Source organism: Bacillus cereus group sp. Bc061, from assembly GCF_027715825.1.
Classification (GTDB): Bacteria; Bacillota; Bacilli; order Bacillales; family Bacillaceae_G; genus Bacillus_A; species Bacillus_A paranthracis.
The window spans coordinates 214,690-237,608 of sequence record NZ_JAQFTZ010000005.1 but is presented as its reverse complement, the minus strand read 5'-3'; the positions used below and the strand labels follow the sequence as shown (position 1 = coordinate 237,608).

The window sequence follows — 22,919 nt, the reverse complement described above, 5'->3', positions numbered from 1 at the left end:
TTTAAGTACCTATGAAAACTTTAATCCATTATTCATCACGGCTAAAACAACTGCTATTCTGGTATAGATCCCTACTTTTCACCGTAGTAACTTTCTAAAGTTTTATACTGAAAAAACACCACCTCATCAATAGGTGGCGTTTCAATATTACATATATAGATTTCACTTAACTTTACTATTTTTTCTATCTATGCATCGTTCTCCCCATACGGTCAATTGATTTAATACATTTTGCAAAGACCACCCATAATCAGTTAAGGAGTATTCTACTCGGGGTGGAATTTCTTTATAGATTTCACGTGTAATCACACCATCATCTTCGAGCTCACGTAATTGTTGCGTCAACATTCTAACAGAAATTTCAGGAATTAGACGCTGCAACTCGCTCGTTCGCTTCGTTCCTTTCGTTAAGTGACATAAAATGACGACTTTCCACTTTCCCCCGATAATTTCTAAAGTTGCTTCTATCGGTATATTGTATTGTTTCACACGATCTCCCTCCTTTTTTCTAAATTTCTTCTCTATTGTTACGTAAAAACAAATAATTTTCTATACGGCACATTTTAGTTCCTACAGCACAAAAAAGTACCTATATTACCAAAAAGTAATTATGCCGTTTAAAAATATTTCTATATACAAAAAGAAAAACGAACGTATTCTCGTTCGTTTTTTTCTTGTTTATTCTGCTGTAATAAGCATAGACGTGTTGCCATTCTTTTCAAGATGATGTTCTCCCCAGTTACAAAGAGAATCGAGTATAGCATCTAAAGAATGACCGTATTCCGTTAACGAATACTCTACTTTTGGCGGCACTTGGTTATACACTTTTCTCTCGATTACACCATCTTCTTCTAATTCACGTAATTGTTGCGTTAACATCTTTTGTGTAATACCAGACATTAATTGTTTTAATTCGCACGTTCTCTTTTTATCTTTCTTTAAATGACAAAGGATCACTACTTTCCACTTCCCACCGATAACCTGTAAAGTCGCCTCTACAGGAATATTGTATGTTTTCATATAAAAATCTCCTTTAATAATGTGATAAGGCAAGTAAGCTAAAGATTTAAATATTACTTTTAAGTATCTATAGCACCTTAAAGTACGTACTTTTTATCCTATTAAACATGTTTCATAATAGCATACGTAAACAGCAGATGAGTAGTACGGTACTAAAAAGTACCTGTATTACTTTTTAGTATCTATATCACTTTAAAGTACGTACTTTTCATTATGTAAAATACATTTCATAATAGCATTTGTAAGAGTTGAGTGAGTCATGCAGTATTAGAAATTACATTCTTGTTCCGGTACTTTAAAGTGAGTATTTTTATCATACATTTTGTCCGACGATGAAATGACATATTTTCATTTTCACATCCATTCACAATGATGAATTAATTTTCAAATACATTTTAGGAGGATATTAATAATGAGTAAATTACTAAAAGAAAAAATTGGTTTTGGTACAGCACCACTAGGAAATATGTACCGTAATATTCCAGAAGAAGAAGCAATCGCTACAGTGGATGCTGCTTGGGATAATGGCGTTCGTTACTTTGATACAGCTCCACTTTATGGATCTGGTTTAGCAGAAATTCGTCTTGGCGAAGCACTATCAAAAAGAAATCGTGATGATTACTTTTTAAGCACAAAAGTCGGTCGAACGATTTCAGATGAACTAGAAGATCCATCTGCACGTGATTTAGGTGAAAAAGGCGGACTTTTCGAATTTGGCCGCAAAAATAAAATGATCAATGACTATAGTGCAGATGCAACACTTCGTTCTATCGAGCAAAGTTTGAAACGTTTAAAAACAGATCGTCTAGACTTTGTTTTCATTCATGATTTAGCACAAGACTTTTATGGTGATGAGTGGATTTCACAATTTGAAACAGCTCGAACAGGAGCATTCCGTGCACTAACACGTTTACGTGAAGAAGGCGTTATTAAAGGCTGGGGACTTGGAGTAAACAAAGTAGAATCAATTGAACTGATGCTTGATTTAGAAGAAGCGCAGCCAAATATATCCTTACTAGCTGGTCGTTATTCATTACTAGACCACGAGCGTGCATTGCAACGAGTAATGCCTGCAGCTGTTAAGCATAATATGGATATTGTTGTTGGTGGCCCATATAGCTCAGGTATTCTTGCTGGGGGTGCTCACTTCGAATATCAAAAAGCATCACCAGAAATCATTGCAAAAGTTGAGAAAATCAAAGCTCTTGCAGATCGTCACGAAATCAGTATCAAAGCTGCTGCATTACAATTTTCACTAGCGAATCCAGCAGTTGCTGCCGTTGTTCCTGGTGCAAGTAAACCGGAACGAATTGTAGAAGACCAAAACGCCTTAAATACAGTAATTCCAGCAGCATTCTGGGAAGAAATGCGCGAACAAAAACTAGTAGCACCTAATGCACCACTACCAATCAACGTAAAATAAATTGAAACCTTAATCAGTGGGGCAATCCCCACTGATTATTTACCCGCAAATACCGGGATGAAAAGGAGCGTAATGAACATGGCACAGACTACTACATCTATGGAAATTTTCGGTTCACCTGAACAAGTATGGCAATTAATCGGAGGTTTCAACTCCCTTCCAGACTGGTTACCTTATATACCTAACAGTAAATTAACGGAAGGCGGTCGTGTACGTCACCTAGCTAATCCAGATGGTGACACGATTATAGAACGATTAGAAGTATTCAATGAGAAAGAACGATACTACACGTATTCAATCATGAATGCACCATTCCCAGTCACTAATTATTTATCTACAATCCAGGTGAAAGAAGGTACTGAAAGTAACACATCGGTAGTAGAGTGGTCTGGTACGTTCACTCCTGTTGAAGTTAGTGATGAAGAGGCAATAAACCTTTTTCATAGTATTTACAGTGATGGACTGAAAGCATTGCAACAAGCATTTCTAGATTGAGCTATTAAAAACAATGAAAAGCAAAGCGATATCGCTTTGCTTTTTTATAAAATCCCTTTTAACTTTTCACCAATTAACTTCGCTACATACTCATAGCCTTCTGGTCCAAAGTGTAGCCCATCTCTTTCATCATTTTCTACAAACCTTTTATAATTCCGTTCTTGAATCATTTCAGCATACAAATTTAGAAAATAGCTTCCTGTTTCTTTCGCCACTTCCTCTACCACGTCTGCATACTGACCGAGTACTTCATTTGTTCTATTATGCTGTCTTTCTTCATCAACTGGGGCAGGACTAATAAGCAGTACTTTACCTGAAGAAATATGGTTCACAATCTTCTCTAAATTTTCTTTGTATGCTTGTAATGACCCTTGCGAAAAAGAGACTGCATCATTTGTACCAAGAAAAACTGTTACGAAATCTGGTTTATGTGATAATACATCTTCTTTAATCCTTTTTAACGCATCAAACGTATTATCACCTGGAACACCTGCATTCACTACGTTCCAATTCGGAAACATCTCTCGCAAACGTGGTGTTAACCTCGGTGTTCCATTGAAAAACATTTCATCAGCTGTAATACTATCCCCAAAGCATACTAACGTTTTCATAAAACTAACTCTCCTTTTACGTATGAAACAACTTTCCTTCTACCGCCTTAATATATCTTTCAGCAGAACGTTCCACTGCCTCAATTGCATTCTCTTTTACTACTCGATGAAAAGCGTTGTATAAACGATTAAACTGTAACGGCTTCACTCGATTCACCATTTCTTCCACTTTTCTCGCTGGTAATGGAATTAAGTTTGGATAGCTGTACATAAAGCTTACCCATCGTTCATCCGCTACAACTTGAATAATATCACCTGTTAACAAAATTCCTTTCCCATCATTACCTTCTTCCCAATGTAAGACAGATCCACCTTTAAAATGACCACCTAAACGATGAATAACCAATCCATCCGCTAATTGTAAAGACTCACCAGACCAATAAATAATACGACTACTCGGGCGCATCACCCACTCTTTATCATCTTCGTGTATATAAATCGGTACATCAAATGTCTCTGCCCATTCTACTTGTGTTGAATAATAATGAGGATGAGACAAGGCAATTGCATCTAGTCCACCAAGCTCTTTTATTTTCGCAATTGTCGTTTCATCTAAATAAGTAATACAGTCCCATAGTAAACGATATGATTCTGTTTTCACTACATATGCCGTTTGACCAATCGCAAATCCTGGTTTTGTTGTAATACTAAAAAGCTCATTTTCCTCTTCGATTATTTCATTTTTATATGTATCACTTGTTTGTAAGCTTTCTAGCGTCGTCCAAGACTGCCCTTTCGGATTCACATATTGTCTCTCTTCATCACAAATATGACAACTCACTGGTTCTTCTACACCCGCTGCATACTGCACGCCACACGTTGTACAAACGAAATTTTTCATCATAATTTCCCCTATCCCTCTATTTTTATTAAGCTGATTTTTGTTGATAATGATCTGCTTTTTTATTTTCAATTAATAAACTGATAAAAGTAAGTAAATAAACACCTGTAACGGATAATGGAATGACAGTAAATCCTTTTTCTGCAAAAAGAATCCCGCAAACTGACGTTACGAATACAGTCCCTACGGATAATAAACCATAACTTTTGCTTTCATAAATCCATACGTACGGGATAAAATGAACACCTATTAACATCGCTACTACAAAAGGTAACCATTCTGGAAATTGAAAATAGGCAAGTAATACAAGCGGAATATTCAATACATTTATCCCACCAATTAATCCTGCCAAAACCCCTAACGGGTTTCCTTTCGCAAACATATCAATTTTCAATATAGCAGCTATCATTAATCCAAAAGGAAACACACATCCCATACCGATTAAATATACCCACACCACTTGTTTTTCAGAAAGAACAAAGCCCATTATACTCATAACTATCCAAAATAAAACACCAGCTAATATAATCGGTAATCCTCGCTTCGTTTTGATTGCTAAATCCTTTTTCGCTTCTGAAACATTCATTTCACGATCCCCCCAAAAATATTTGTACTATAAAGTCACCTCAACCTCGTCCATCCAATAACGCCAAGCTACTAAATAATCTTCTAAATCTTTCGGGTGATGTCTTAAACACGTATCTATACGCAAATATAATCCTATAACTATTTCTTCATATAAATCACGTTCTTTTTTATGAAATACACATTGTTTCATCGCATAATCAATCGTTTCTTTCGTTACATCTTCCGGGGTTGAACAGAACGCATAAATTAAATCGTATATAGGATCTCCTAACACTGGTAGGGGATCAATTACACCATGCAACTCATTTCCTTGAAATATAAAATTATGAAATCCAAGATCACCATGTAATAAAAATGGCTGATTTATTCCAGCATCCCTATTCGCTAACTTAAGAACTTTTCTATACTCTTCCTCACTTATGTACGGTCTTACATTTTTATGAGCTTCCACCACATTTTTCGTTAAAAATGCACTCCAAGATTGAACCGGACTTTCTTTCCAACCCCAGCCATCTATACGTGAAACTATTTCATACTTATTAATAACTTCTTTTACAAGGGTACTAAGCGTAATTCTTTTTTGTCCTCGTCCGCACGAAGTACTACCTTCAAGGAAAGAATACACAATATATGTATGTAAAGGTTCCTTATACAAAAGATTTGCAAACAAAGTATTCCTTTCATAAAAAGAAAGAAAAATAGCTTCTTCACGTATTACTTCCGCTTCATTAAGTTTTACAACGTATTTTTCATCCAACAAATATACAGTACTTGCCGTTCCCCCGTTCAGCACTTTTACGCTAGTTGGATAATGTGAAATCACTTTCTCCTTAACTAGTTGTGCAGCGATTGTTGAAATGTCCATTCCCTCACCCTTTAATCCCGAAGATTTCTTCAATTCAAAAGACAACTTTACTATTATTTGACAAACACAAGGGAATTCCTCCTAAAAATCTTAATATAACAAAAAATAATTTTATTTCATTGCAACTGCTTCCTTCAATATTTCATCAAATAATTCATTCCATTTATGATAATGTGATACAATTTCTTCACTCCAAATGATCTTCATTTAATCTAGTAATTTCTATTAAATTATCTCTTTCTTTTAACTTACGAGCTAAACTTTCTACACCAAAAACTTCTGTAAATGTGTGGCTACCTACTATTAAGTTAATGCCTTTAAATTTCGCATGTTGCACTGTGTATAATGTTTTTTCTCCAGTTATATACGTGTCACACCCTTTTTCTAATGCACGTTCAATCAAATTTGTATTGTTCCCTGCACCAGTTAAAATCGCAATTCGTTTTACTGGTTTATCATGGTTTCTCCAGCTCTTCACTTTCTCTTCCATTTTTTCTTCAAGTCTTTCAACCAAGTTTAAAAATGCAATCGGTGCTTTAAATTCTCCTATTCCAGGTAATTCCTCTTCCTCATACGTAGAGTATTCTAAAATTGTATCTATCGCAATTTCATTAAATAATGATGTACACGTACCAAATTCAATAAAATCTAACGGCAAATGAATCCAAAAATGATTCATTTCATATTGTTTTAATTTCTCAATACAAGCCTCTTCCATTCCAAATAAAAAACTCCACGGTGCATGATGTGTAACTATCATGTCGATTCCATTTTTATACCCTTCTTCAATCGTCTCTAACGTCAAATTTGTTGTGTAACCAATTTTGTGAAATTCATCTTTACTTATATGAGTAAATCCATATTCACCATCACCGTATTTATGAAGATGCTCTCCAAATAATGATGTTATATATTCATTAAACTGCGTTATATTCATTTTTATTTCTCCTTTCATTTACTTTTATATTTCAAAAATAAGGAAATACTAACAACAACGTTACATACATATAGGAGGACAATATGAAACCTGAATTTTTAAAAGCTGTACATGATGCCATCGGAAATGTCGAACACATTCATATAGAGGAAAGCGGTGCTGACAGCTTACTCATCCATCATGATGATGCACAGCAGTTACAACAAGTCGCTAAAACGTTAGAAAATAACAATTTCCGCTCTGCTTTAAGAACAACTGGAGATGCTTCGTATATTGAAGTATTGAACAGATAGTGAAAGTCCGGATGTATGCCGGGCTTTCTTTTTTATAGTAAAACTTCAAACTCTTTCACATACACAGCTGTACCAGCAATATCTATTTGTAACTTCTCATTTTCTACATCTTTCGTTACATATACCGTTACACGACCATCTTTATGTATTTCTTGCCCTTGTTCAACGATTAACTCCATTTCATGGTCAAAATCTTTCTCCACATACGTCGCATAATATGCTCCCATTACACCTGAAGCTGTTCTTGTCACGGGATCTTCAATCGTTCCAGCATAAGCTGATGAGAAATGACGCCCATGCATATGTACCTTCTCGTCATAAGTTTCTAGACAAATTGGGTGAATAGAAGCGTTAGGTATTTCTTTTAATACCGATGGAAACACCTCATTGTTAGGTTTCATTCTCTCACATACATCTAGATTTTTAACCGGTACAATTACGGTCCAGTTCCCCGTACTTCCATATACAATCGGTAAACTTACATCTAAATCATTTACTTCTAAACCGATACTATGAGCTAATTCTTCTTTTGAACCTGTAAATTCTTTAAACTGAGGTGCTGCCTGCCTCATTTTAATAAAGGTTTCTCCATTTTCATTTACACCTATTTGTATCGGTAAAATCCCGGCCTTCGTTTCAATCGTAAGGCTTGCTTTCTCTTCTAATAAACCTCTTTCACGCAAAGCAAATATTGTCCCAACTGTCCCATGACCACATAAATCTATTTCAAAACCAGGTGTAAAGTAGCGCATTCTTATATCTCCTACTTCTGAGGAAAGAACAAAAGTTGTTTCGTTAAATCCAACTTTTTCAGCAATACGCTGCATTTCCTCTTCTGTTAATCCATCTGCATCTAATACAATACCTGCTGGATTACCCATATTCGATTTATTCGTAAATGCGTCATAATGAAATACGTTTATAGTCTTCATTTTCTTTTCTCCTAACCTTCTTTAAAAATTTTATAATAAAGCTCTATCTCCGTTTTCAACGAACAATTATTTCTCCAAAATATTCTCTGCATCTTTTCATTTGAAGTATGTGTGCTTCCGATGTAATAAGTAGCCCCTATTTCCTTTAACATATGTAAAGATTGAAGATGCAGCCGGGAAGCAATTCCTTTCCCCCGATAATAAGGCATTACCCCAAAATAAAATAATCGTCCTTCACTTTCTGTTCCAGTTTCTATATGCGGTATGGACATACCAATCGGCTCATTTTTATCATAAAAAACAATACATGACTTTTCCCAACCCTTACCTAACTCTGTTTGTACGGAATAAAAATGTTCATCGATAGTTAAAATTGAAGTTTGATTCCCTGAACCCGACATACATTGTTCCCAAATATATTTAAATTCTTTTTCCGATAACGTTCCTTCTGCTATTGATCGATATGTATATTGTCTTTCAAGTTCTTCTATATTGTTCAATTCTCTACATACTTCTATCTTTGCTGCGTGCAAAGAAAAACCGGCATCAAGTAACACTCTCACACTTGAGTTATAACTACTAAACCTTTTGTTTAATACAATACTCGCTCTTTTTAACTCCCAATTAAAACAAACCTCTTCAAATCTACTTATCTTTTCTTTATATGTTTGTACGTTATACAAAACGTCTTCTTCGATTTCTTCAATCGTTACTGCATTTGGTAAGCCATTTAATACTTTTTTAGAAGGGCCAAACAAATTCTGAATGATTGCAAGATCGTATATCACCACTTTAATTCACCTACACCTGGCTCAATAAACTTCCCTGAAACATCCTCATTTGAATCTATTATCCAATCATATATATTTTTTGCTCCTTCAGCCGGGGTCATATTCGCATCAAAAGCACCAATTTCAGTCTTTAATTTTCCAGGGTGAATAGCAGTTACACGAATTCCTTTATCCTCAAACTCTTGTTGTAAACAGAGTGTTAGCATATTTTGTGCAGCTTTAGCAATTCGATATGAATATGAGAAATGGCCTTGCGGAAACTCTTTGTTGGCCATTTTATGCAATGAACCTAACCGAGAGGACACATTTATGATTCTCGGATGATCCGATTTAGCTAAAGCCACATATGTACCTTTTACAGCTCGAATTACACCTAAGCAATGAATATTAAATAAGTCCGTTAACTCTTCTGAATTCGTATGTAAAACCTCAGTCTCCTTTCCAGTAATTCCTGCGTTATTTATAACTAGATCAATATACTCTGTATATTCCTCAAGCTGGTTTTTCATTTGCTCCGTACTCTCATCAACCGATAAGTCTGCCAATATAGGAAAACATCTGCAACTAAACATTTTCTTCAATTGTGTTAACGCAACCTCAGTTCTAACTAACGGATAAACGATATGTCCATTTTCATGAAACACTTTTACTAACTGTAACCCTAATCCGCGATTTCCACCTGTAATTAGAACTCTCATATATTCATCTCCTTATTTTTAAAATAAATAAGAAAATCCATCCACTTACCATTCTCTAATGAAAACGCCTCTCTCTTGCATTCAAAAGAAAAACCGGCTCTTTCCGCAAGACGAACGGATGGTTCATTACCAACATGTATATGTAATTCGATTCTATGAAAATGAAGACGATTAAAAAATAACGATACTGCAGCTTTCACACTTTCTATGCCATATCCGTTTTTCCAGTATTGATTATGTATGGAATATCCCATCATCGCCCATTGATAGTCCATACGTAAAATTTTAATCAGCTCTAGCTTACCAATATTAGCTCCGTCTTCTTTACGAAAAATACCTAATACGTACATCTCATCTCGATGTGCTGCTTCATCAAAGCCTCTAATCCATTCCGTGAACCATTCTTTCGTTGATGATGCCATAACTTGATAACCATCGTCATATTTATACTGCGATGGTAACCTCTTATGAAATCCATCTAACCAACTTTCATAATCATCATTTTGGAACGGACGGATCATCAGTCTCTCTGTCTCTACCTGTAATAGCGGCAGCTTCATTTACATCTCTTCCCTTGATTAATATTTGAATATTCTTTATTATCTTACACAAAATACAAAATCTAGTAAATTATTATGTTTTTGATAAACAAGGTTCTATTAAAATACAAAAGGAAACCCTGTTCTAAAGGGTTTCCTTTTGTCATCATACTACCAATCTTATCTATTTAAAACCTTGTATTCTGTCTTTAATATTCCATACACATCAACATCTTCATATGTATTTAATAAAAGTCTATTTTGTCTCAACGTGCCTTCTTTACGTAAGCCCGACTTCTCCAACACCTTAATCGATGATCGGTTTCTAGAAATGGCAGATGCCCAAATTTTATTTAAACCTAATTCGATAAAGCCAAATTGAATCATTCTGTTTACAGCCTCAGTTGCAAAACCCTTTCCCCAATAATTCTTACCAATCCAATAACCAAGTTCACCTCTATTGTTACCCTTGTCAATTCTTAGTGTAATTGTACCTACAATTTCTCTCGATTCTTTAGAGACAATTCCTAAAGGATATTCGATTCCTTTCCTTATAAGTTCTGGTTGCATATCAACCCAATCTTGCGCGAACTCTAATTTATATGGGTGTGGAAGCCCAAGGATGTTAGCTAATTCCTTATCATTAGCTAACTCTTTAATTCTAAACACGTCATCATTAGTAAAAGGTTCTATACATAAATGCTCAGTTTCTAATTTTATAGCCATAGTTTCTCCCCCTAGTACTGAAATTAGTTAGCTCCCTTTATTTTCAATATTACACTAAAAAAACATAAAAGGTTTTAAATATTTACAATATCCACCAACAAAATCATAAACAAAAAATCCAGTTATGCTTTATACATAACTGGATTCCTCATCATTTAATCGTTTTTATTTTACAAGTATATTTTCTCTTAATTCCCTTTTCAGTACTTTCCCTAAAGCATTTTTCGGTAATTTGTTCATAAATACAACTTTGGGTATTTTATAGCTTGCTAGTTTTTCTTTACAATACTGTATAATTTCTTCTTCCGTTAAAAACGTTTGCATGTCTTTTACAATGTACGCTGTCGGAATCTCTCCCCAAAATCCATCTGGAACTCCAACTACTGCAACTTCTAAAACACCATGTATTTCATGAATAACATCTTCTACTTGGTCTGGATATACATTGTCACCACCGCGTATAATAACGTCTTTATATCTTCCCATAATATGCAAGAATCCGTCGTCATCTATCATGCCAGCATCGCCCATGTTAAACCAATTATCTTTTACTACCTTCTTTGTCGCCTTTTCATTATTCCAATACCCTTTAAACATGTATGGACTTCTTACATGAATCTCTCCAACTTCATTTGCTTTAAGTTCATGTCCTGTTTCTGGATGAACAATTTTCACCTCTACATTTTTCAAGGCTTTTCCAACAGAAGACATCTTTTCTTTTCCCATCATTGGATGCCATGATGTTACAACCCAACCTTCTGTACTACCATAGCCTTGCACCATATAGATTCCTTTTTCCATATATTTTTGGATGAGTGTTTCTGGCACTTTTGTTCCACCGCTTTGTGCTACTTTAAAAGTAGAGATGTTACGTTCTTTTTTATTTAGTTCATCAAGCATATAGCTATAAACAGCTGGGAATGCAAGCATCGTAGTAATTTTCTCTTCTTCAATCTTATCCCAAATAAGAGTAGGATTCGAATCAGCTAAGAAGATCATCGTAACACCATGATAAATACAATTTAAAATAGAAAGCACGCCACTCATATGAAATAATGGATGCACGGATAAAAAGCGTTCACCTGCTGGAATTTCTCTTTGTCCTGCAATCTCATCAAAATAATGATGTAAGTTTTTATGACCAATTACACATGCTTTTGCCTGTCCAGTCGTTCCTGAAGTAAATAAATAAATGGCATCGTCTTCTTCATGAACTTCTACGTTCGGTTCTGTCATTGGCTGTTTTTGCAACTCTAATTCAAATGAACCAAAGCCTTCTTTTGTCGTTTGAATTACATAAGGAATTTCTTTAACAGCATCAACATTTAATAACACTTCACTAAATTCTTCATCAATAACTAACACTTTTAATTTCGCTTCTTTTACAATCGTTTCTAATTCATATACAGTAAGCTGATGATTTAGCGGAATACATACCGCTCCAATTTTTAAACTTGCCATCATAACGCTTGGAAATGGGTGATTATTTTTGCATAGTATTCCTATACGATCTCCTCTTTGCACACCATTATGTAATAAATAATGTGCAAGCTGATTTACTCGTTCATTATATTGCTGAAACGAATATCTTTTCCCTCCGCCTACAAGCGCTTCCAAATTTGGTGATTGCATTGCTCTTTTTTGTAATAATTTTTGCATCGTTCTCAAGTAAAACTCCCCTTTATATATGTTAGGTTTTTTATTTTACCAGATTAACTATTAATTTACTAAAGATTATACTTAGTGAATATAATAAGAATATAAAATAGCCATTTACTTCACAAGTAAATGGCTATTTCCTCTTATATATTAGAATACTTCTTGTTCATCACATATTGCACATACTCAGGTGCACTTTTATCAATCTCTTCATCACTTAGTTTATATTCTGCACCATATAAATAAAATGAAGGTATAAATTCCATACCTGTATATAAGCATGTAGCTTGGAATGGTTTCGTCAACTCATCCATCGTAATTCCGCTATTTTCATAATCTTTTTCTAATCCACCTATAGAAACTGCTACACCAAACTCTTTTCCCTTCACTTTATCCCCTTTTGATCCGTATGCAAATCCATATGTTAATACATCATCAAACCATTTTTTTAATAATGGCGGTGTGCTGTACCAGTAAAGCGGAAATTGAAATATATATCTGTCATGTTCTACTAATAACTTTTGCTCTTCTTCAATATTAAACTCCCAGTTTGGTGCCACTTTATATAATTCATGCACCGTAATTTCATCTGAATGTTTCTCAAGTTCTTCTATCCATCTTTTATTAATTTTTGATTTTTCAATATGAGGGTGTGCTACAATTACAAGTGTTCTCATCATTTTCCATCCCCTTTATAAATGAATCAATCCTTTACATATTAGTATGAATGCATTACATATAATTGAAAAGTACGTACTTTCAGGTGCTATAGGAACCTTGAGGTACCTTTGGAGGTGTTATATGAATCAAAATGATAACTGTCCAATTGCAACGACGCTCGATGTAATCGGTGGAAAATGGAAAGTTCATATTTTATGTGTTTTGATGGATGGAAAAATGCGAACAAATGAAATCCGACGAGAAATCCCAAACATTACGCAAAAAGTTCTGACTCAACAACTTCGGCAACTTGAAGCTGATGGGATTATCCATCGTACTGTATATCAAGAAGTACCACCAAAGGTTGAGTACACAATAAGCGAATACGGGAAATCTTTAATGCAAATTATGAATGAACTATTTGAATGGGGAAAAGATCATCAGCTCAAAAGATTACATGACTAAAAAGGCACTATATACTTTGTTTAATCCTCAATGTTTATATTTTGTGTTTTTATAAATTTTATTTTTATCGTTTTTGGGCTAACTTGTTTTCTTAGATTGATGGACGTGACCCCACATCCATCGATCTAAAAAGATATAATTAGAAAAATGAGATTTCTATACAATTTCGCATATAAACACTACTTCTACCTCATTAAACACTTGCCCGACTTTTTCTAATCTCAATTGTACGTAAACTATAAAGGAGCACACCTAAACCGAGAATTTTTTCGTTATTAGACGCATTAGAACCTAAGGTAATAGTAGGTACATTTAAACCCATAAACCTTTCACTCCATTCTATAGGCATATATCCCTGCTTACCAATTACTAATGTACGTCCATCTATTGTACGGAGAGTACTTTGAATAAAATCAAACTCAACTTCTACATCTGACAATTTTGTGGCTTTATCTGTCATCAAAGTACCTCGTATCATAGTAAATCCTTGTATCATTTTTTCTTTAAACATACCAATCTGATTATAATTTGAATCATAGACTACCCAATCATATCCGTCCACTTCAGTATGAAAATAAGCTAGAATTTCCCCGCTACTCGTTTCTAATCCGTAAACATCTTTATTATGTAAAAAGGGTATTACTGAAAAAAGAATATTTGATGAAACCATCTTTGTTCCTGCTATATACTTACCATCAGGATGATATAGACCAAATTGCTTGTTTCGTTTTGGTAATTCTAATACAACCAAAGTATCAACATCCCAAAATGTTGCATTACTTTTTATCATATTCTTTTGTATCAACTTTCCTTTTCTTAACTGCCAAAATCCAATCCCAAAAAAGATAGAAGCAGCGATAACAAAAAAGATAAACTGCCCCCAATTAATATGTCCCCAATCTTCATATACAGCGCATAAAGCAAGAATAAAAATACCCGTCCCAATTAACAGTTTCAACTTTCCTTTTCGTTTATAGTAATCAAATAATTCCATTTCTATATCTTCACCCCTTATTTGTGGTTCCTAACTATTAATATATCAAAAACATATAATTCCCTCTATTCAAAAATATAAGTTCTTCCACTGTCCACTGCATTGGAAACAAAGTGATAGTCGGCCTTTTGAGCTCAAACTCCTGAGAAAGAATAAAAGCGAAATCAATATTTTTTTATTTTAGAGATAATACCATATCACCATCAAGCTAATAAAAAGATACTCCTTAAAAATAAAAAACGCTATTCTCTCTGTAAAATCATAGAAAAGAATAGCGTTTCTTATTTTGAAATAGAAGTCAGCATTTAAACTAAACATGCTAATATTGATTTTGTGCGATTGTCAGTTACTTCATAATAAATTTCTAATCCTTTCCGAGTACCTGTAACCATTTTAGCAGCTTTTAGTTTAGATAAATGTTGACTAATTGTACTTTGAGGCATTTCCAAATCCCCATACATTGTTGTTACATTAGTAGGACCTTTTGCAAGCATTATTTTTACTAATGATAAACGAACAGGATGCGCCAATACCTTTAGTACTTCAGAGATTTCTTCAAACATTTCTTTTTGTTCTTTCATCTTATTGCTCCCCTTTTATATACATATTTATGTTATCCATATATATAATTCGAAGGTATATACGATTTTATGTCCGTCATTTTAAAAAAATATAAAAAAACTTTTTCTCGAAACTAAAGGAGTATCTTCACATAATGTCTCACTATTAGAACTCTTATAGATACAGATGTATGTACTCTACACTCAGCTCACTAAATCAATAAAAAAGAGAGCAGATAACCTGCTCTCTTAAGATGCCTCCTTATGTTCCGTGGAATGTTTTACACTTCCTATTCTCTTTAGCTTATTCCAACCTACCGCTACTCCTCGAATCGATGAGAATATAGATTTAACGACAACATAAGTCATAAATTGACGATAAATAAAGCGTTGTAAAATTAACCATACTAATGGTTTCGGATTCTCTTCCTCTAATTTAAATGCAAATAGAGATGCGAGAAGATCCATTAAAAAGAATACAAAATAAAATCCTAAAACTTTTAGCGGATCACTACTAAATAACCCCATAATCATTAATATATCTGCAAAAGGAGCAATGAATTGCAAAACATATTGGAATAACCACATGTTAGGCAATGCAATAAATCCTAACGTTTTATGCTTTGAATTACATAACGCTTTTCGATGTTTCCAAAGACATTGGAGTGTACCATATGACCAACGATATCGCTGTTTAATGAGACTTTTCACATCTTCAGGTGACTCCGTAAAAGCATACGCTTTTTCTTCATATACAATTCTATGTCCTTGACGTAAAAATGTAATAGTAAGATCTGTATCTTCTGCTAATGTATCTTCGCTTAAATATCCCGATTCAACTACATTCTTCTTACGCCACGCCCCAATAGCCCCTGGAACTACTGTAATACAATTTAATTCATCAAAAGCTCTACGTTCTAAATTAAATCCTGTTATATATTCAACATGTTGCCAAGTAGTTAACAAGTTTCGTCTATTCCCCACTTTAACATTACCTGAAACTGCTGCTACATTTTGATCTTCAAAGTGTCTAACCATGAGGGAAATGGCGTCTTGCGCAATAATAGTATCCGCATCTAAAGTGACAATAATCTCTCCTCGCGATTGTTGAAACCCTAAGTTCATTGCCGATGATTTCCCGCCGTTTTCTTTCTGAATGAAACGAACTTTAGAGTGTTTATAAAATGTTTCTTGCATTACTTTTGACGTACCATCTGTCGATCCGTCATCCACAACAATAACTTCAAATTCTCCATACTTACTATCCAAAATTGAGCGAATCGTCTTAGCTATCACCTTTTCTTCATTATATGCTGCTATGACAACACTAACAAAAGGTTGATAGGACGAATGAATAGTGTGAGGTAGCGTTTTTCTTTTCTGCTTCCATGCAAAATAAATTAAGAATAAGAATCGAAAAATCCCTAATCCAATAGCGATATAAAAAATAGTTGTTAATATATGTTTAAAGTATCCCGCCCCTGAAAAGACAGCTTTATTGTAAAGTAAATATTGCTTCCCCTCAGAAGAAACAGGAGGCATAATTTCATCACGTTCTTTATTCATTAAATCTGAAATTGTTACAAAACTATATCCATGCTTTTTTAAGTCTTTAATAATGATCGGCAACGCCTCTACCGTATGGGTACGATTCCCTCCCGCATCATGGAGAAGAATAATATTTCCCTCTCCCTTATAAACGGGATTAAGAGCACGCTTTACTAATTCATTTGTTGATGGTGTTGCCCAGTCCTCAGGATCCACTTTTTCTGCTACCATTGTATAGTTCATATTTTGTGCCCGTAAAATAGGCAATATTTCATTTGAGGAATCCGGGTTAGCATCCGCTTCGTATGGTGGCCTAAACAAAACTGTAGAATGCCCAGTTATTTCCTGGATCAGACGTTGCGTCGTATTAAGTTCTACTTTGGTTCGTAGTAAAGACGTATCAGCTACGTTAGGATGCTTGAAAGTATGATTGCCAATTTCATGCCCTTCATCGTATATTCTTTTCACAATACTAGTATTTAGTTGTGCGTTTTCACCAAGTACAAAAAAAGCAGCTTTGATCTTATTCTCTTTTAATATATCTAAGATTTCCGGCGTATATTTCGGGTCTGGTCCATCATCAAATGTTAGTACTACTTGTTTCCCTTTCGGTTTTCCATATCGTTGCACTTCGTATGCAGATGGTAAGGATTGATATACTTCATCTGTAAGATAACCATCTTTACCTACTTTAAAATCTCTCAATCCATTTTGCTTTTCATTCTCAATCTGTAAAATTTCACCTTGTCCAGAATAATTCACTTCATCTAAACTAGTGATTTTATGTAATACATCAGGATTTTTTTGTGCCTCAATCGGATTTTTTAAAACTTTCCATATTGTAGGATCTTCTGCTCCTAATCTCCATAACGCAAACCCCTTTGCTTTGTTGTCCATTGCGATTTTCACTTGATTATAGAGAGTAACGCCGTCTAAGAACCAAGCAGTATGTTCTTTATCTCCTGTTTTATATCTAAAATAAGGATTTCCACTCATCTTATCCCATTGAATATTCATATCTGAATTATGAGCCATTACCATAACTTCTGAAAAAGTTAAAGATTTCGCCGGTTCCTTACTATTTACTTTCCAATCATATCCATAGTTACCGAAAGCAACTATAAGTTTATTAGACGGAATATTCAGTTCTTTCAATGTGTGTTGAAACCATTTATTTGAAGCAATTGGTCCTGGCTCTCCTGCTCCATAGTGCTCATCGTACATCATTACAATCATTCGATCTATTATTTTTGCTAACGCACTATAATCAAAAGCCTTATCATTAGCTGGAACATCTTGTGTAACGAGCAAATCATGTTTATGAAAGACCGTAGTAAGTTCTTTCATAAAATTTGTTACGTTTTCTCTATCACTTTCAGGTACGGCCTCAAAGTCAATATTAATACCCGCAAATCGATTCTTTTCAACTTGCTTTACTAAATCATTTATAAACTTTGTCTTTACATCATTTGAGGAATTCAGCAACTTATGAATTAGCCCACTATCCGGACCAGAAGCTTCCTCAGTATAGTTAGTTAGTAAAGGCATAATTTTCACTTGATTTTTTTCTGCTAACTTTACTATCTCAGGTTTTATCTCACTTCTAATCGTTAAATCTGCTTTTAAATGATACCACTCTGGTACTAGCGTGGTTAATGAATCGATATTTTCTTTTAAAGAAGCGGTACTATTTTCATCCCAGTTTACATAAAAACCATACACTTCTTTACGTTGTTTACTATCCTTCGGCGAATTCACCAAATTTTTATTATCCTTCGTTTCGGTATTTGGTTTAAACTCTTCCTTCTTTAACTGCTGATCACTAAGTTTTTGATTAATTGGTACAAGTTTATTATCTTGTTGTACAGCGGTATTCATATTTGGAATTTCTGGTGTTGAAAAAATACTTTGAAAGAAAAAATAAAATACAATACTTACGCTAACTATTGAAATACATAGAAACGAAATAAAAGCTATGTTTCTTCTTCCTTTCGGATCATAAAAAACAGGTTTTACTTTATCTTTCTCTTGTTGAATGTTTTTCTCCATTATATTTTTCACATACTCCTTCTTAATAGAACGATAGAATAATAAAGTGCAACTTTAAGCAGCCCAACTCCCACCTAACTTCTTTACCCTAGCCAAATTTTGAGATGGGAGTTTTACTGCCCGCAATAGTGAGATAACTCCTTTTCACTTTAAAATGAATCTCCCACTTCTATATTTCTATTGATTCTTCTTTTCATTCCCTTGCTGGTGGCCTCTATTCTCTTGTTGAGATCCCCTACCATTATTTCCTTGCTCGTTCCCAACATTTTCTTTTTGGGATCCTCTTCCATTGTCACCTTGCTGGTTCCCATTATTTCCTTGTTGAGATCCCCTACCATTGTCACCTTGTTGATTCCCATTATTTCCTTGGGGTACTCTTCCGTTGTTTCCTTGCTGGTGCCCATTATTTCCTTGGGACCCTCTTCCGTTGTTTCCTTGCTGATTCCCATTATTTCCTTGGGACCCTCTCCCGTTATTTCCTTGCTGATTCCCATTATTCCCTTGTGATCCTCTCCCGTTATTTCCTTGCTGATTCCCATTATTCCCTTGCGATCCTCTTCCGTTATTTCCTTGCTGATTTCCATTATTCCCTTGTTGGGATTCTCGACCGTTGTTTCCTTGCTGATTCCCATTATTTCCTTGTTGGGATTCCCTACCGTTATTCTCCTGCTTATTCCCTCTATTTTCTTGCTGAGATCCTCTACCATTGTTTTCTTTTATTTGCTTCGTTGGCTGTTCCTCTATTTTCTTTTGTTCTTTATGCTCTGGCTTCTCATATTTTTTGTCTTTTACAGAAGACAAATCTGGCGCTACATCAGGAGATGAATCCGGCTGCGATTGCCTCTCTTCTTCGTTTTCCACCGGATTAGACGGCGTGGCGGGCGGCGTAACCGATTTGTTCTTCTCATTCTCTTGCTTTATATAGACACCTGTGCCCATTCCAGCTTTTCTAGCATTCTCTCGTACTTGCATCGTGCTATTTTGATATTCGACTGTAATATGTTTTAGCTCATATTCTTTCTTTAATTCTTTCATTACCTTTTCCAACTTCGGTTCTAGCAACTTATCCTTTGCAATAGCGGTTAGCATAACTTGCTTATCATTCGTTAAATACTTATCCTCTTGACTCTGCTTTATAATTGTACGTATTACTTCTTGCAATTGTTTATTTTCCCATTGCTTTAATTCTTTTAAAATACGTCTTCCATCATCATTACAAGCTTGTAAATCTATAACGCGAAGATCCTTCGTTACGCTCACTTCTAAACTTGGATTTATATCAACTGAGACGTAAGCGAATACTTTTTCTTCCGGTTGGTTGTAGAAAAATAACAGCGCACATAGAAAACAAGCAACAAGTAAGGATGCCGGCTTTAAGAAATAAGGGATTGAAAAACGCGATGCTTTTTGTTCTTGCTCATCAAATGAAATTTCCTCTCCAATCATGCAAGAATCCCCTTTTCTTTTACACGTAATAAACTCTCCATTTGGCGTTAAAACAACTACGCTATGTTTTTTTATATCCATCACAATTCCTTTATTCATCATGCTTCCCTCCCCTTATATAATCAAGAATGTATGTATAGTTGTTTGCGAAGATAATACACATTGCAATGATATATTTTCTATGCCGTTCCAACGTTTTACGACTTACCCTAACACGCGGTTCAATATGTTTAAGCGGTAACTTTTTCTTCCGGAACAGCTCCTCCATCATTTCCTCTTCTTTTATAATCATCTTTACAATTTCTATTAAGTGTTCACGCGTATCACGATGCTTAGGAGATTCTTTAGCAAGCTCTGAAAATGTGATTTTAAACTCAGCTAACACACTTTGAAAATGGAGAATTTCTTCCTTACGGTTACCATTTTCTATTTCCTTCATATACTCCGTAAGCGATACTTGCATTTCTAACATTTCCTCTTGCTCATCTTCTTTTAAAAAGACAAGGTTATGCTTAGACTCCTTGCGTATATAGTCAATTACATCTCTTTTTATAAGAAGATCAGCAAACGCTAGAAAAGATTTCCCTTTTTTATATGAATACTGTTCAATTGCTTCGTTAAACGCAAACAATCCAATACTATATTCATCATCCTGTTCTGTAATATATCGGCGGCAGACAGACGAGATTGATTTTCTAATAAACGGCTGATACTGTACGATAAAAGCTTCTTTATCTTCTTCATTATTTTGTATGTTACATACGATATCTTCTATTTTCGGTTTTCTTAAGATCTTCATTACTAAACTCAACACGGGTAATCTCTCTCCCTCCTTCTGCTTGAAATAGAAAAATGGTCACTAAACAAGTGACCATTCAACCACAGTTTCTTTAGGCTTGTCTTCTTGTTGTTCATATTTTTCAAAGCCAACTTTTCTATCGTTCTTACAGTTAGGCTTACATTTCACTCTACTTTCTTATTTTCTTCCGCTTGTTTTGCTTGCTCTGTTTCTATTTTATCTGCAATCCTTGAATAACTCTTCTCTATATCATTGGTAATTTCACCCTTTTATTTCGGATGCCCCACTTAATCTAGTAATTTTATTAACACGTCAATATTCTTTCATAATCAATTTTCTTCTATTTATTTTCTTCACTATACATATTCGGAGGAATACAAAGTTTTATGGGGGTCAAAAAATATTTTTTATAAAAAATACATATTTATTTCAAAAATAAAAACCATTGATTTGAAAAGGACTAATCAAATTGATGGTTTTCTTATCATATCTATTAAATTAAGTTCGGCTCTCATTATGTATAAAAAAATCTGCTGTTCTCCCTATTTCCTGCCGCTTTTCTCCATCGTTATCTTTCTTGATTATCATAATATGTCTTATCTGCATATTTTTGATCATTTCCTTTTAGATAAGCTAATATTACTTTTGGATTTTTAAGTAAAGCCCAGTCTCCATATGTATCAAATCTTCTGCATGAAGTTATCATGCCATTTTTAATGGTACCAAATTTCTTATTATTTCGTTTTCCCCATTCTTTTAAGCGTTTCGCGAAATCTGCATCCTCTGCCATAAGCATGTTTTCATTAAATCCGTTAATTGCCATAAAATCTTTTCTATAACACCAAAAAATCCCCACAGATATAGCTCCGTACTTAAAAAGTAAGGGAATTATAATTAGAATTGCAGAAAAGAATATTCCAAAAGACATTCTTTCGAACTTCCCATTCACCCCACCACCAATATATTTACCTGAAGATAAATATTTATCTACATTAGATAACAAAGACTCTGTCATTATCGTATCAGCATCTATAGTAACGATTATTTCTCCACTAGCTATTTCTGCCCCTGCATTTCGGATTTTAGATAAGTTTTTATCTTCATTTTTTAATGTAATACAATCATAAGATTTTGCTATTTCCTCTGTTTTATCTGTGCAACGATTTAAAACAACTATAACTTCCGTTTGCTCTTTATATGCCACTGATGCTTTTGCAATTGAATCCAAACATTTTCTAATGTACTTTTCTTCATTATGTGCAGGGATTATAATAGAAAACTTCACATCTTTTTGTAAATCGCTTCCTGAAGATTCGTTTATTTCAGTCATAATATTCCCCCTTATTTTAGATAAATATATGTTATACATAACATATATTAAAATTGATTAAGTTTTATTATAAAAAAGTACTTAAAACAATATAGACATATTATTTTAATTGTAATAGGGCTACTATTAAGCTAACAAAAATTGACGTTGCATAAGCTTAGCTTAATAGGGACGTGTTGGGGCCTCTATATAAAAAACCACAGTTTACACCCAAACTGTGGTTTTTTGACGTACAATGATTTATCAACTTCTGTTTTTAGTCTTAAAATCTGCAACAGAACCAGGATCCCTCCTGAAAGTATAAATTCCAAGGAGGGAATCCGTTTTTTTATTTACTTATATACGTACAGCTGTACCACTTACCGCAACCATTAACATTCCATCACGAACAACTTCGTAATCTACGTCAATACCAACGATAGCGTTCGCACCTTTTTGTTTTGCAAGTTCTTTCATTTCGTCCATTGCGATATCACGAGCTTCTTTTAGCTTACTTTCATAAGAACCAGCACGACCACCGACAACATCACGAACAGAAGCGAATAAATCGCGTACAATGTTGGCCCCCATAATAGCTTCACCATTTACAATATCAATATAGTCAATAATTTCTTTACCTTGAATTCCAGACGTTGTTGTTACAATCATGT

25 protein-coding genes are annotated in these 22,919 nt (G+C 34.4%); 4 read left to right on the top strand and 21 right to left on the bottom strand.

Annotated features, from left to right (window positions below):
* Positions 1–162: 162 nt before the first annotated feature.
* Both PDQ40_RS19065 and PDQ40_RS19060 read right to left on the bottom strand, forming a co-directional pair.
* On the bottom strand, positions 163–489 hold the full coding sequence (locus PDQ40_RS19065) for a winged helix-turn-helix transcriptional regulator (protein ID WP_000816333.1): 327 nt from the start codon (positions 487–489) through the stop codon (positions 163–165).
* A 189-nt stretch (positions 490–678) separates the two neighbouring features.
* Positions 679–1,020 carry a winged helix-turn-helix transcriptional regulator gene (locus tag PDQ40_RS19060; RefSeq protein ID WP_000860838.1) on the bottom strand — a complete coding sequence of 114 codons (342 nt, stop codon included), beginning with the start codon at positions 1,018–1,020 and terminating at the stop codon, positions 679–681.
* 412 nt (positions 1,021–1,432) lie between these two features.
* Between PDQ40_RS19060 and PDQ40_RS19055 the strand changes: the two genes are divergently transcribed.
* On the top strand, positions 1,433–2,443 hold the full coding sequence (locus PDQ40_RS19055) for an aldo/keto reductase (RefSeq protein WP_000040518.1): 1,011 nt from the start codon (positions 1,433–1,435) through the stop codon (positions 2,441–2,443).
* Positions 2,444–2,521: 78 nt separating this feature from the next.
* Positions 2,522–2,938: an SRPBCC family protein gene (locus PDQ40_RS19050; protein WP_000079489.1), complete on the top strand. Its 417-nt coding sequence runs from the start codon at positions 2,522–2,524 to the stop codon at positions 2,936–2,938.
* Between the two features lie 44 nt (positions 2,939–2,982).
* Here PDQ40_RS19050 and PDQ40_RS19045 read toward each other — a convergent pair whose 3' ends face one another.
* From PDQ40_RS19045 to PDQ40_RS19025, 5 genes are all read right to left on the bottom strand, one after another.
* Complete coding sequence (locus PDQ40_RS19045) at positions 2,983–3,549, bottom strand: SGNH/GDSL hydrolase family protein (protein WP_000855195.1); 567 nt, start codon at positions 3,547–3,549, stop codon at positions 2,983–2,985.
* A gap of 16 nt (positions 3,550–3,565) precedes the next feature.
* Positions 3,566–4,393, bottom strand: a complete 828-nt coding sequence (locus tag PDQ40_RS19040) for an MBL fold metallo-hydrolase (RefSeq protein ID WP_214328232.1) — start codon at positions 4,391–4,393, stop codon at positions 3,566–3,568.
* A 25-nt stretch (positions 4,394–4,418) separates the two neighbouring features.
* Positions 4,419–4,976, bottom strand: a complete 558-nt coding sequence (locus PDQ40_RS19035; RefSeq protein WP_001102937.1) for a DUF7010 family protein — start codon at positions 4,974–4,976, stop codon at positions 4,419–4,421.
* 27 nt (positions 4,977–5,003) lie between these two features.
* Entirely contained in the window at positions 5,004–5,843 is an 840-nt protein-coding gene (locus PDQ40_RS19030) for an aminoglycoside phosphotransferase family protein (protein ID WP_098946627.1), read from the bottom strand.
* A 187-nt stretch (positions 5,844–6,030) separates the two neighbouring features.
* The gene (locus tag PDQ40_RS19025) at positions 6,031–6,780 is read right to left on the bottom strand and encodes a Nif3-like dinuclear metal center hexameric protein (RefSeq protein ID WP_048557280.1); all 750 of its coding nucleotides are present in this window, start codon (positions 6,778–6,780) and stop codon (positions 6,031–6,033) included.
* Between the two features lie 83 nt (positions 6,781–6,863).
* Here PDQ40_RS19025 and PDQ40_RS19020 point away from each other — a divergent pair, with 83 nt between their 5' ends.
* Complete coding sequence (locus PDQ40_RS19020; protein WP_000801653.1) at positions 6,864–7,073, top strand: hypothetical protein; 210 nt, start codon at positions 6,864–6,866, stop codon at positions 7,071–7,073.
* A 32-nt stretch (positions 7,074–7,105) separates the two neighbouring features.
* On the opposite strand, the gene PDQ40_RS19015 is transcribed toward PDQ40_RS19020, so the two are convergent.
* The 7 genes from PDQ40_RS19015 to PDQ40_RS18985 all read right to left on the bottom strand — a co-directional run bounded on the left by PDQ40_RS19015 (position 7,106) and on the right by PDQ40_RS18985 (position 13,095).
* Complete coding sequence (locus PDQ40_RS19015; RefSeq protein WP_270691584.1) at positions 7,106–8,005, bottom strand: PhzF family phenazine biosynthesis isomerase; 900 nt, start codon at positions 8,003–8,005, stop codon at positions 7,106–7,108.
* Between the two features lie 11 nt (positions 8,006–8,016).
* Entirely contained in the window at positions 8,017–8,793 is a 777-nt protein-coding gene (locus PDQ40_RS19010) for a GNAT family N-acetyltransferase (RefSeq protein ID WP_157829371.1), read from the bottom strand.
* Positions 8,790–9,494: an SDR family NAD(P)-dependent oxidoreductase gene (locus PDQ40_RS19005; RefSeq protein ID WP_214328242.1), complete on the bottom strand. Its 705-nt coding sequence runs from the start codon at positions 9,492–9,494 to the stop codon at positions 8,790–8,792. The genes PDQ40_RS19010 and PDQ40_RS19005 overlap by 4 nt, the downstream gene beginning before the upstream one ends.
* Positions 9,491–10,054, bottom strand: a complete 564-nt coding sequence (locus PDQ40_RS19000; protein ID WP_061536200.1) for a GNAT family N-acetyltransferase — start codon at positions 10,052–10,054, stop codon at positions 9,491–9,493. The genes PDQ40_RS19005 and PDQ40_RS19000 overlap by 4 nt, the downstream gene beginning before the upstream one ends.
* A 159-nt stretch (positions 10,055–10,213) precedes the next feature.
* Entirely contained in the window at positions 10,214–10,759 is a 546-nt protein-coding gene (locus PDQ40_RS18995) for a GNAT family N-acetyltransferase (RefSeq protein WP_048550366.1), read from the bottom strand.
* A 165-nt stretch (positions 10,760–10,924) separates the two neighbouring features.
* Entirely contained in the window at positions 10,925–12,427 is a 1,503-nt protein-coding gene (locus PDQ40_RS18990; RefSeq protein WP_270691583.1) for a class I adenylate-forming enzyme family protein, read from the bottom strand.
* Between the two features lie 134 nt (positions 12,428–12,561).
* Complete coding sequence (locus tag PDQ40_RS18985) at positions 12,562–13,095, bottom strand: NAD(P)H-dependent oxidoreductase (RefSeq protein WP_002156901.1); 534 nt, start codon at positions 13,093–13,095, stop codon at positions 12,562–12,564.
* A 124-nt stretch (positions 13,096–13,219) separates the two neighbouring features.
* Between PDQ40_RS18985 and PDQ40_RS18980 the strand changes: the two genes are divergently transcribed.
* A complete protein-coding gene (locus PDQ40_RS18980; protein WP_001072984.1) occupies positions 13,220–13,543 on the top strand; it encodes a winged helix-turn-helix transcriptional regulator in 324 nt (107 codons plus the stop codon).
* A 193-nt stretch (positions 13,544–13,736) separates the two neighbouring features.
* On the opposite strand, the gene PDQ40_RS18975 is transcribed toward PDQ40_RS18980, so the two are convergent.
* The 7 genes from PDQ40_RS18975 to PDQ40_RS18945 form a co-directional block, all read right to left on the bottom strand.
* Positions 13,737–14,537: a hypothetical protein gene (locus PDQ40_RS18975; protein ID WP_000418468.1), complete on the bottom strand. Its 801-nt coding sequence runs from the start codon at positions 14,535–14,537 to the stop codon at positions 13,737–13,739.
* A gap of 305 nt (positions 14,538–14,842) precedes the next feature.
* Positions 14,843–15,118 (bottom strand): ArsR/SmtB family transcription factor, encoded by a 276-nt coding sequence (locus PDQ40_RS18970; RefSeq protein ID WP_000662957.1) that lies wholly within the window; start codon positions 15,116–15,118, stop codon positions 14,843–14,845.
* A gap of 228 nt (positions 15,119–15,346) precedes the next feature.
* A complete protein-coding gene (locus tag PDQ40_RS18965) occupies positions 15,347–18,694 on the bottom strand; it encodes a glycosyltransferase (RefSeq protein WP_242216324.1) in 3,348 nt (1,115 codons plus the stop codon).
* A 177-nt stretch (positions 18,695–18,871) separates the two neighbouring features.
* Positions 18,872–20,242 (bottom strand): anti-sigma-I factor RsgI, encoded by a 1,371-nt coding sequence (rsgI, locus tag PDQ40_RS18960; protein ID WP_270691580.1) that lies wholly within the window; start codon positions 20,240–20,242, stop codon positions 18,872–18,874.
* Positions 20,232–20,954, bottom strand: a complete 723-nt coding sequence (gene sigI, locus PDQ40_RS18955; RefSeq protein WP_013246469.1) for an RNA polymerase sigma factor SigI — start codon at positions 20,952–20,954, stop codon at positions 20,232–20,234. Before sigI ends, rsgI begins: the two co-directional genes overlap by 11 nt.
* Positions 20,955–21,507: 553 nt before the next feature.
* The gene (locus PDQ40_RS18950; RefSeq protein ID WP_000136100.1) at positions 21,508–22,269 is read right to left on the bottom strand and encodes a glycosyltransferase; all 762 of its coding nucleotides are present in this window, start codon (positions 22,267–22,269) and stop codon (positions 21,508–21,510) included.
* A 336-nt stretch (positions 22,270–22,605) separates the two neighbouring features.
* A complete protein-coding gene (locus PDQ40_RS18945; RefSeq protein WP_000637502.1) occupies positions 22,606–22,917 on the bottom strand; it encodes a YbjQ family protein in 312 nt (103 codons plus the stop codon).
* Positions 22,918–22,919 lie beyond the last annotated feature (2 nt).

Bases quoted from the DNA above. Each gene is read 5' to 3' on its own strand.
- PDQ40_RS19060 (WP_000860838.1), bottom strand. From the start codon at position 1,020: ATGAAAACATACAATATTCCTGTAGAGGCGACTTTACAGGTTATCGGT.
- PDQ40_RS19055 (WP_000040518.1), top strand. From the start codon at position 1,433: ATGAGTAAATTACTAAAAGAAAAAATTGGTTTTGGTACAGCACCACTA.
- PDQ40_RS19050 (WP_000079489.1), top strand. From the start codon at position 2,522: ATGGCACAGACTACTACATCTATGGAAATTTTCGGTTCACCTGAACAA.
- PDQ40_RS19045 (WP_000855195.1), bottom strand. From the start codon at position 3,549: ATGAAAACGTTAGTATGCTTTGGGGATAGTATTACAGCTGATGAAATG.
- PDQ40_RS19040 (WP_214328232.1), bottom strand. From the start codon at position 4,393: ATGATGAAAAATTTCGTTTGTACAACGTGTGGCGTGCAGTATGCAGCG.
- PDQ40_RS19035 (WP_001102937.1), bottom strand. From the start codon at position 4,976: ATGAATGTTTCAGAAGCGAAAAAGGATTTAGCAATCAAAACGAAGCGA.
- PDQ40_RS19030 (WP_098946627.1), bottom strand. From the start codon at position 5,843: ATGGACATTTCAACAATCGCTGCACAACTAGTTAAGGAGAAAGTGATT.
- PDQ40_RS19025 (WP_048557280.1), bottom strand. From the start codon at position 6,780: ATGAATATAACGCAGTTTAATGAATATATAACATCATTATTTGGAGAG.
- PDQ40_RS19020 (WP_000801653.1), top strand. From the start codon at position 6,864: ATGAAACCTGAATTTTTAAAAGCTGTACATGATGCCATCGGAAATGTC.
- PDQ40_RS19015 (WP_270691584.1), bottom strand. From the start codon at position 8,005: ATGAAGACTATAAACGTATTTCATTATGACGCATTTACGAATAAATCG.
- PDQ40_RS19005 (WP_214328242.1), bottom strand. From the start codon at position 9,494: ATGAGAGTTCTAATTACAGGTGGAAATCGCGGATTAGGGTTACAGTTA.
- PDQ40_RS19000 (WP_061536200.1), bottom strand. From the start codon at position 10,054: ATGAAGCTGCCGCTATTACAGGTAGAGACAGAGAGACTGATGATCCGT.
- PDQ40_RS18995 (WP_048550366.1), bottom strand. From the start codon at position 10,759: ATGGCTATAAAATTAGAAACTGAGCATTTATGTATAGAACCTTTTACT.
- PDQ40_RS18985 (WP_002156901.1), bottom strand. From the start codon at position 13,095: ATGAGAACACTTGTAATTGTAGCACACCCTCATATTGAAAAATCAAAA.
- PDQ40_RS18980 (WP_001072984.1), top strand. From the start codon at position 13,220: ATGAATCAAAATGATAACTGTCCAATTGCAACGACGCTCGATGTAATC.
- PDQ40_RS18975 (WP_000418468.1), bottom strand. From the start codon at position 14,537: ATGGAATTATTTGATTACTATAAACGAAAAGGAAAGTTGAAACTGTTA.
- PDQ40_RS18970 (WP_000662957.1), bottom strand. From the start codon at position 15,118: ATGAAAGAACAAAAAGAAATGTTTGAAGAAATCTCTGAAGTACTAAAG.
- PDQ40_RS18965 (WP_242216324.1), bottom strand. From the start codon at position 18,694: ATGGAGAAAAACATTCAACAAGAGAAAGATAAAGTAAAACCTGTTTTT.
- rsgI (WP_270691580.1), bottom strand. From the start codon at position 20,242: ATGATGAATAAAGGAATTGTGATGGATATAAAAAAACATAGCGTAGTT.
- PDQ40_RS18950 (WP_000136100.1), bottom strand. From the start codon at position 22,269: ATGACTGAAATAAACGAATCTTCAGGAAGCGATTTACAAAAAGATGTG.
- PDQ40_RS18945 (WP_000637502.1), bottom strand. From the start codon at position 22,917: ATGATTGTAACAACAACGTCTGGAATTCAAGGTAAAGAAATTATTGAC.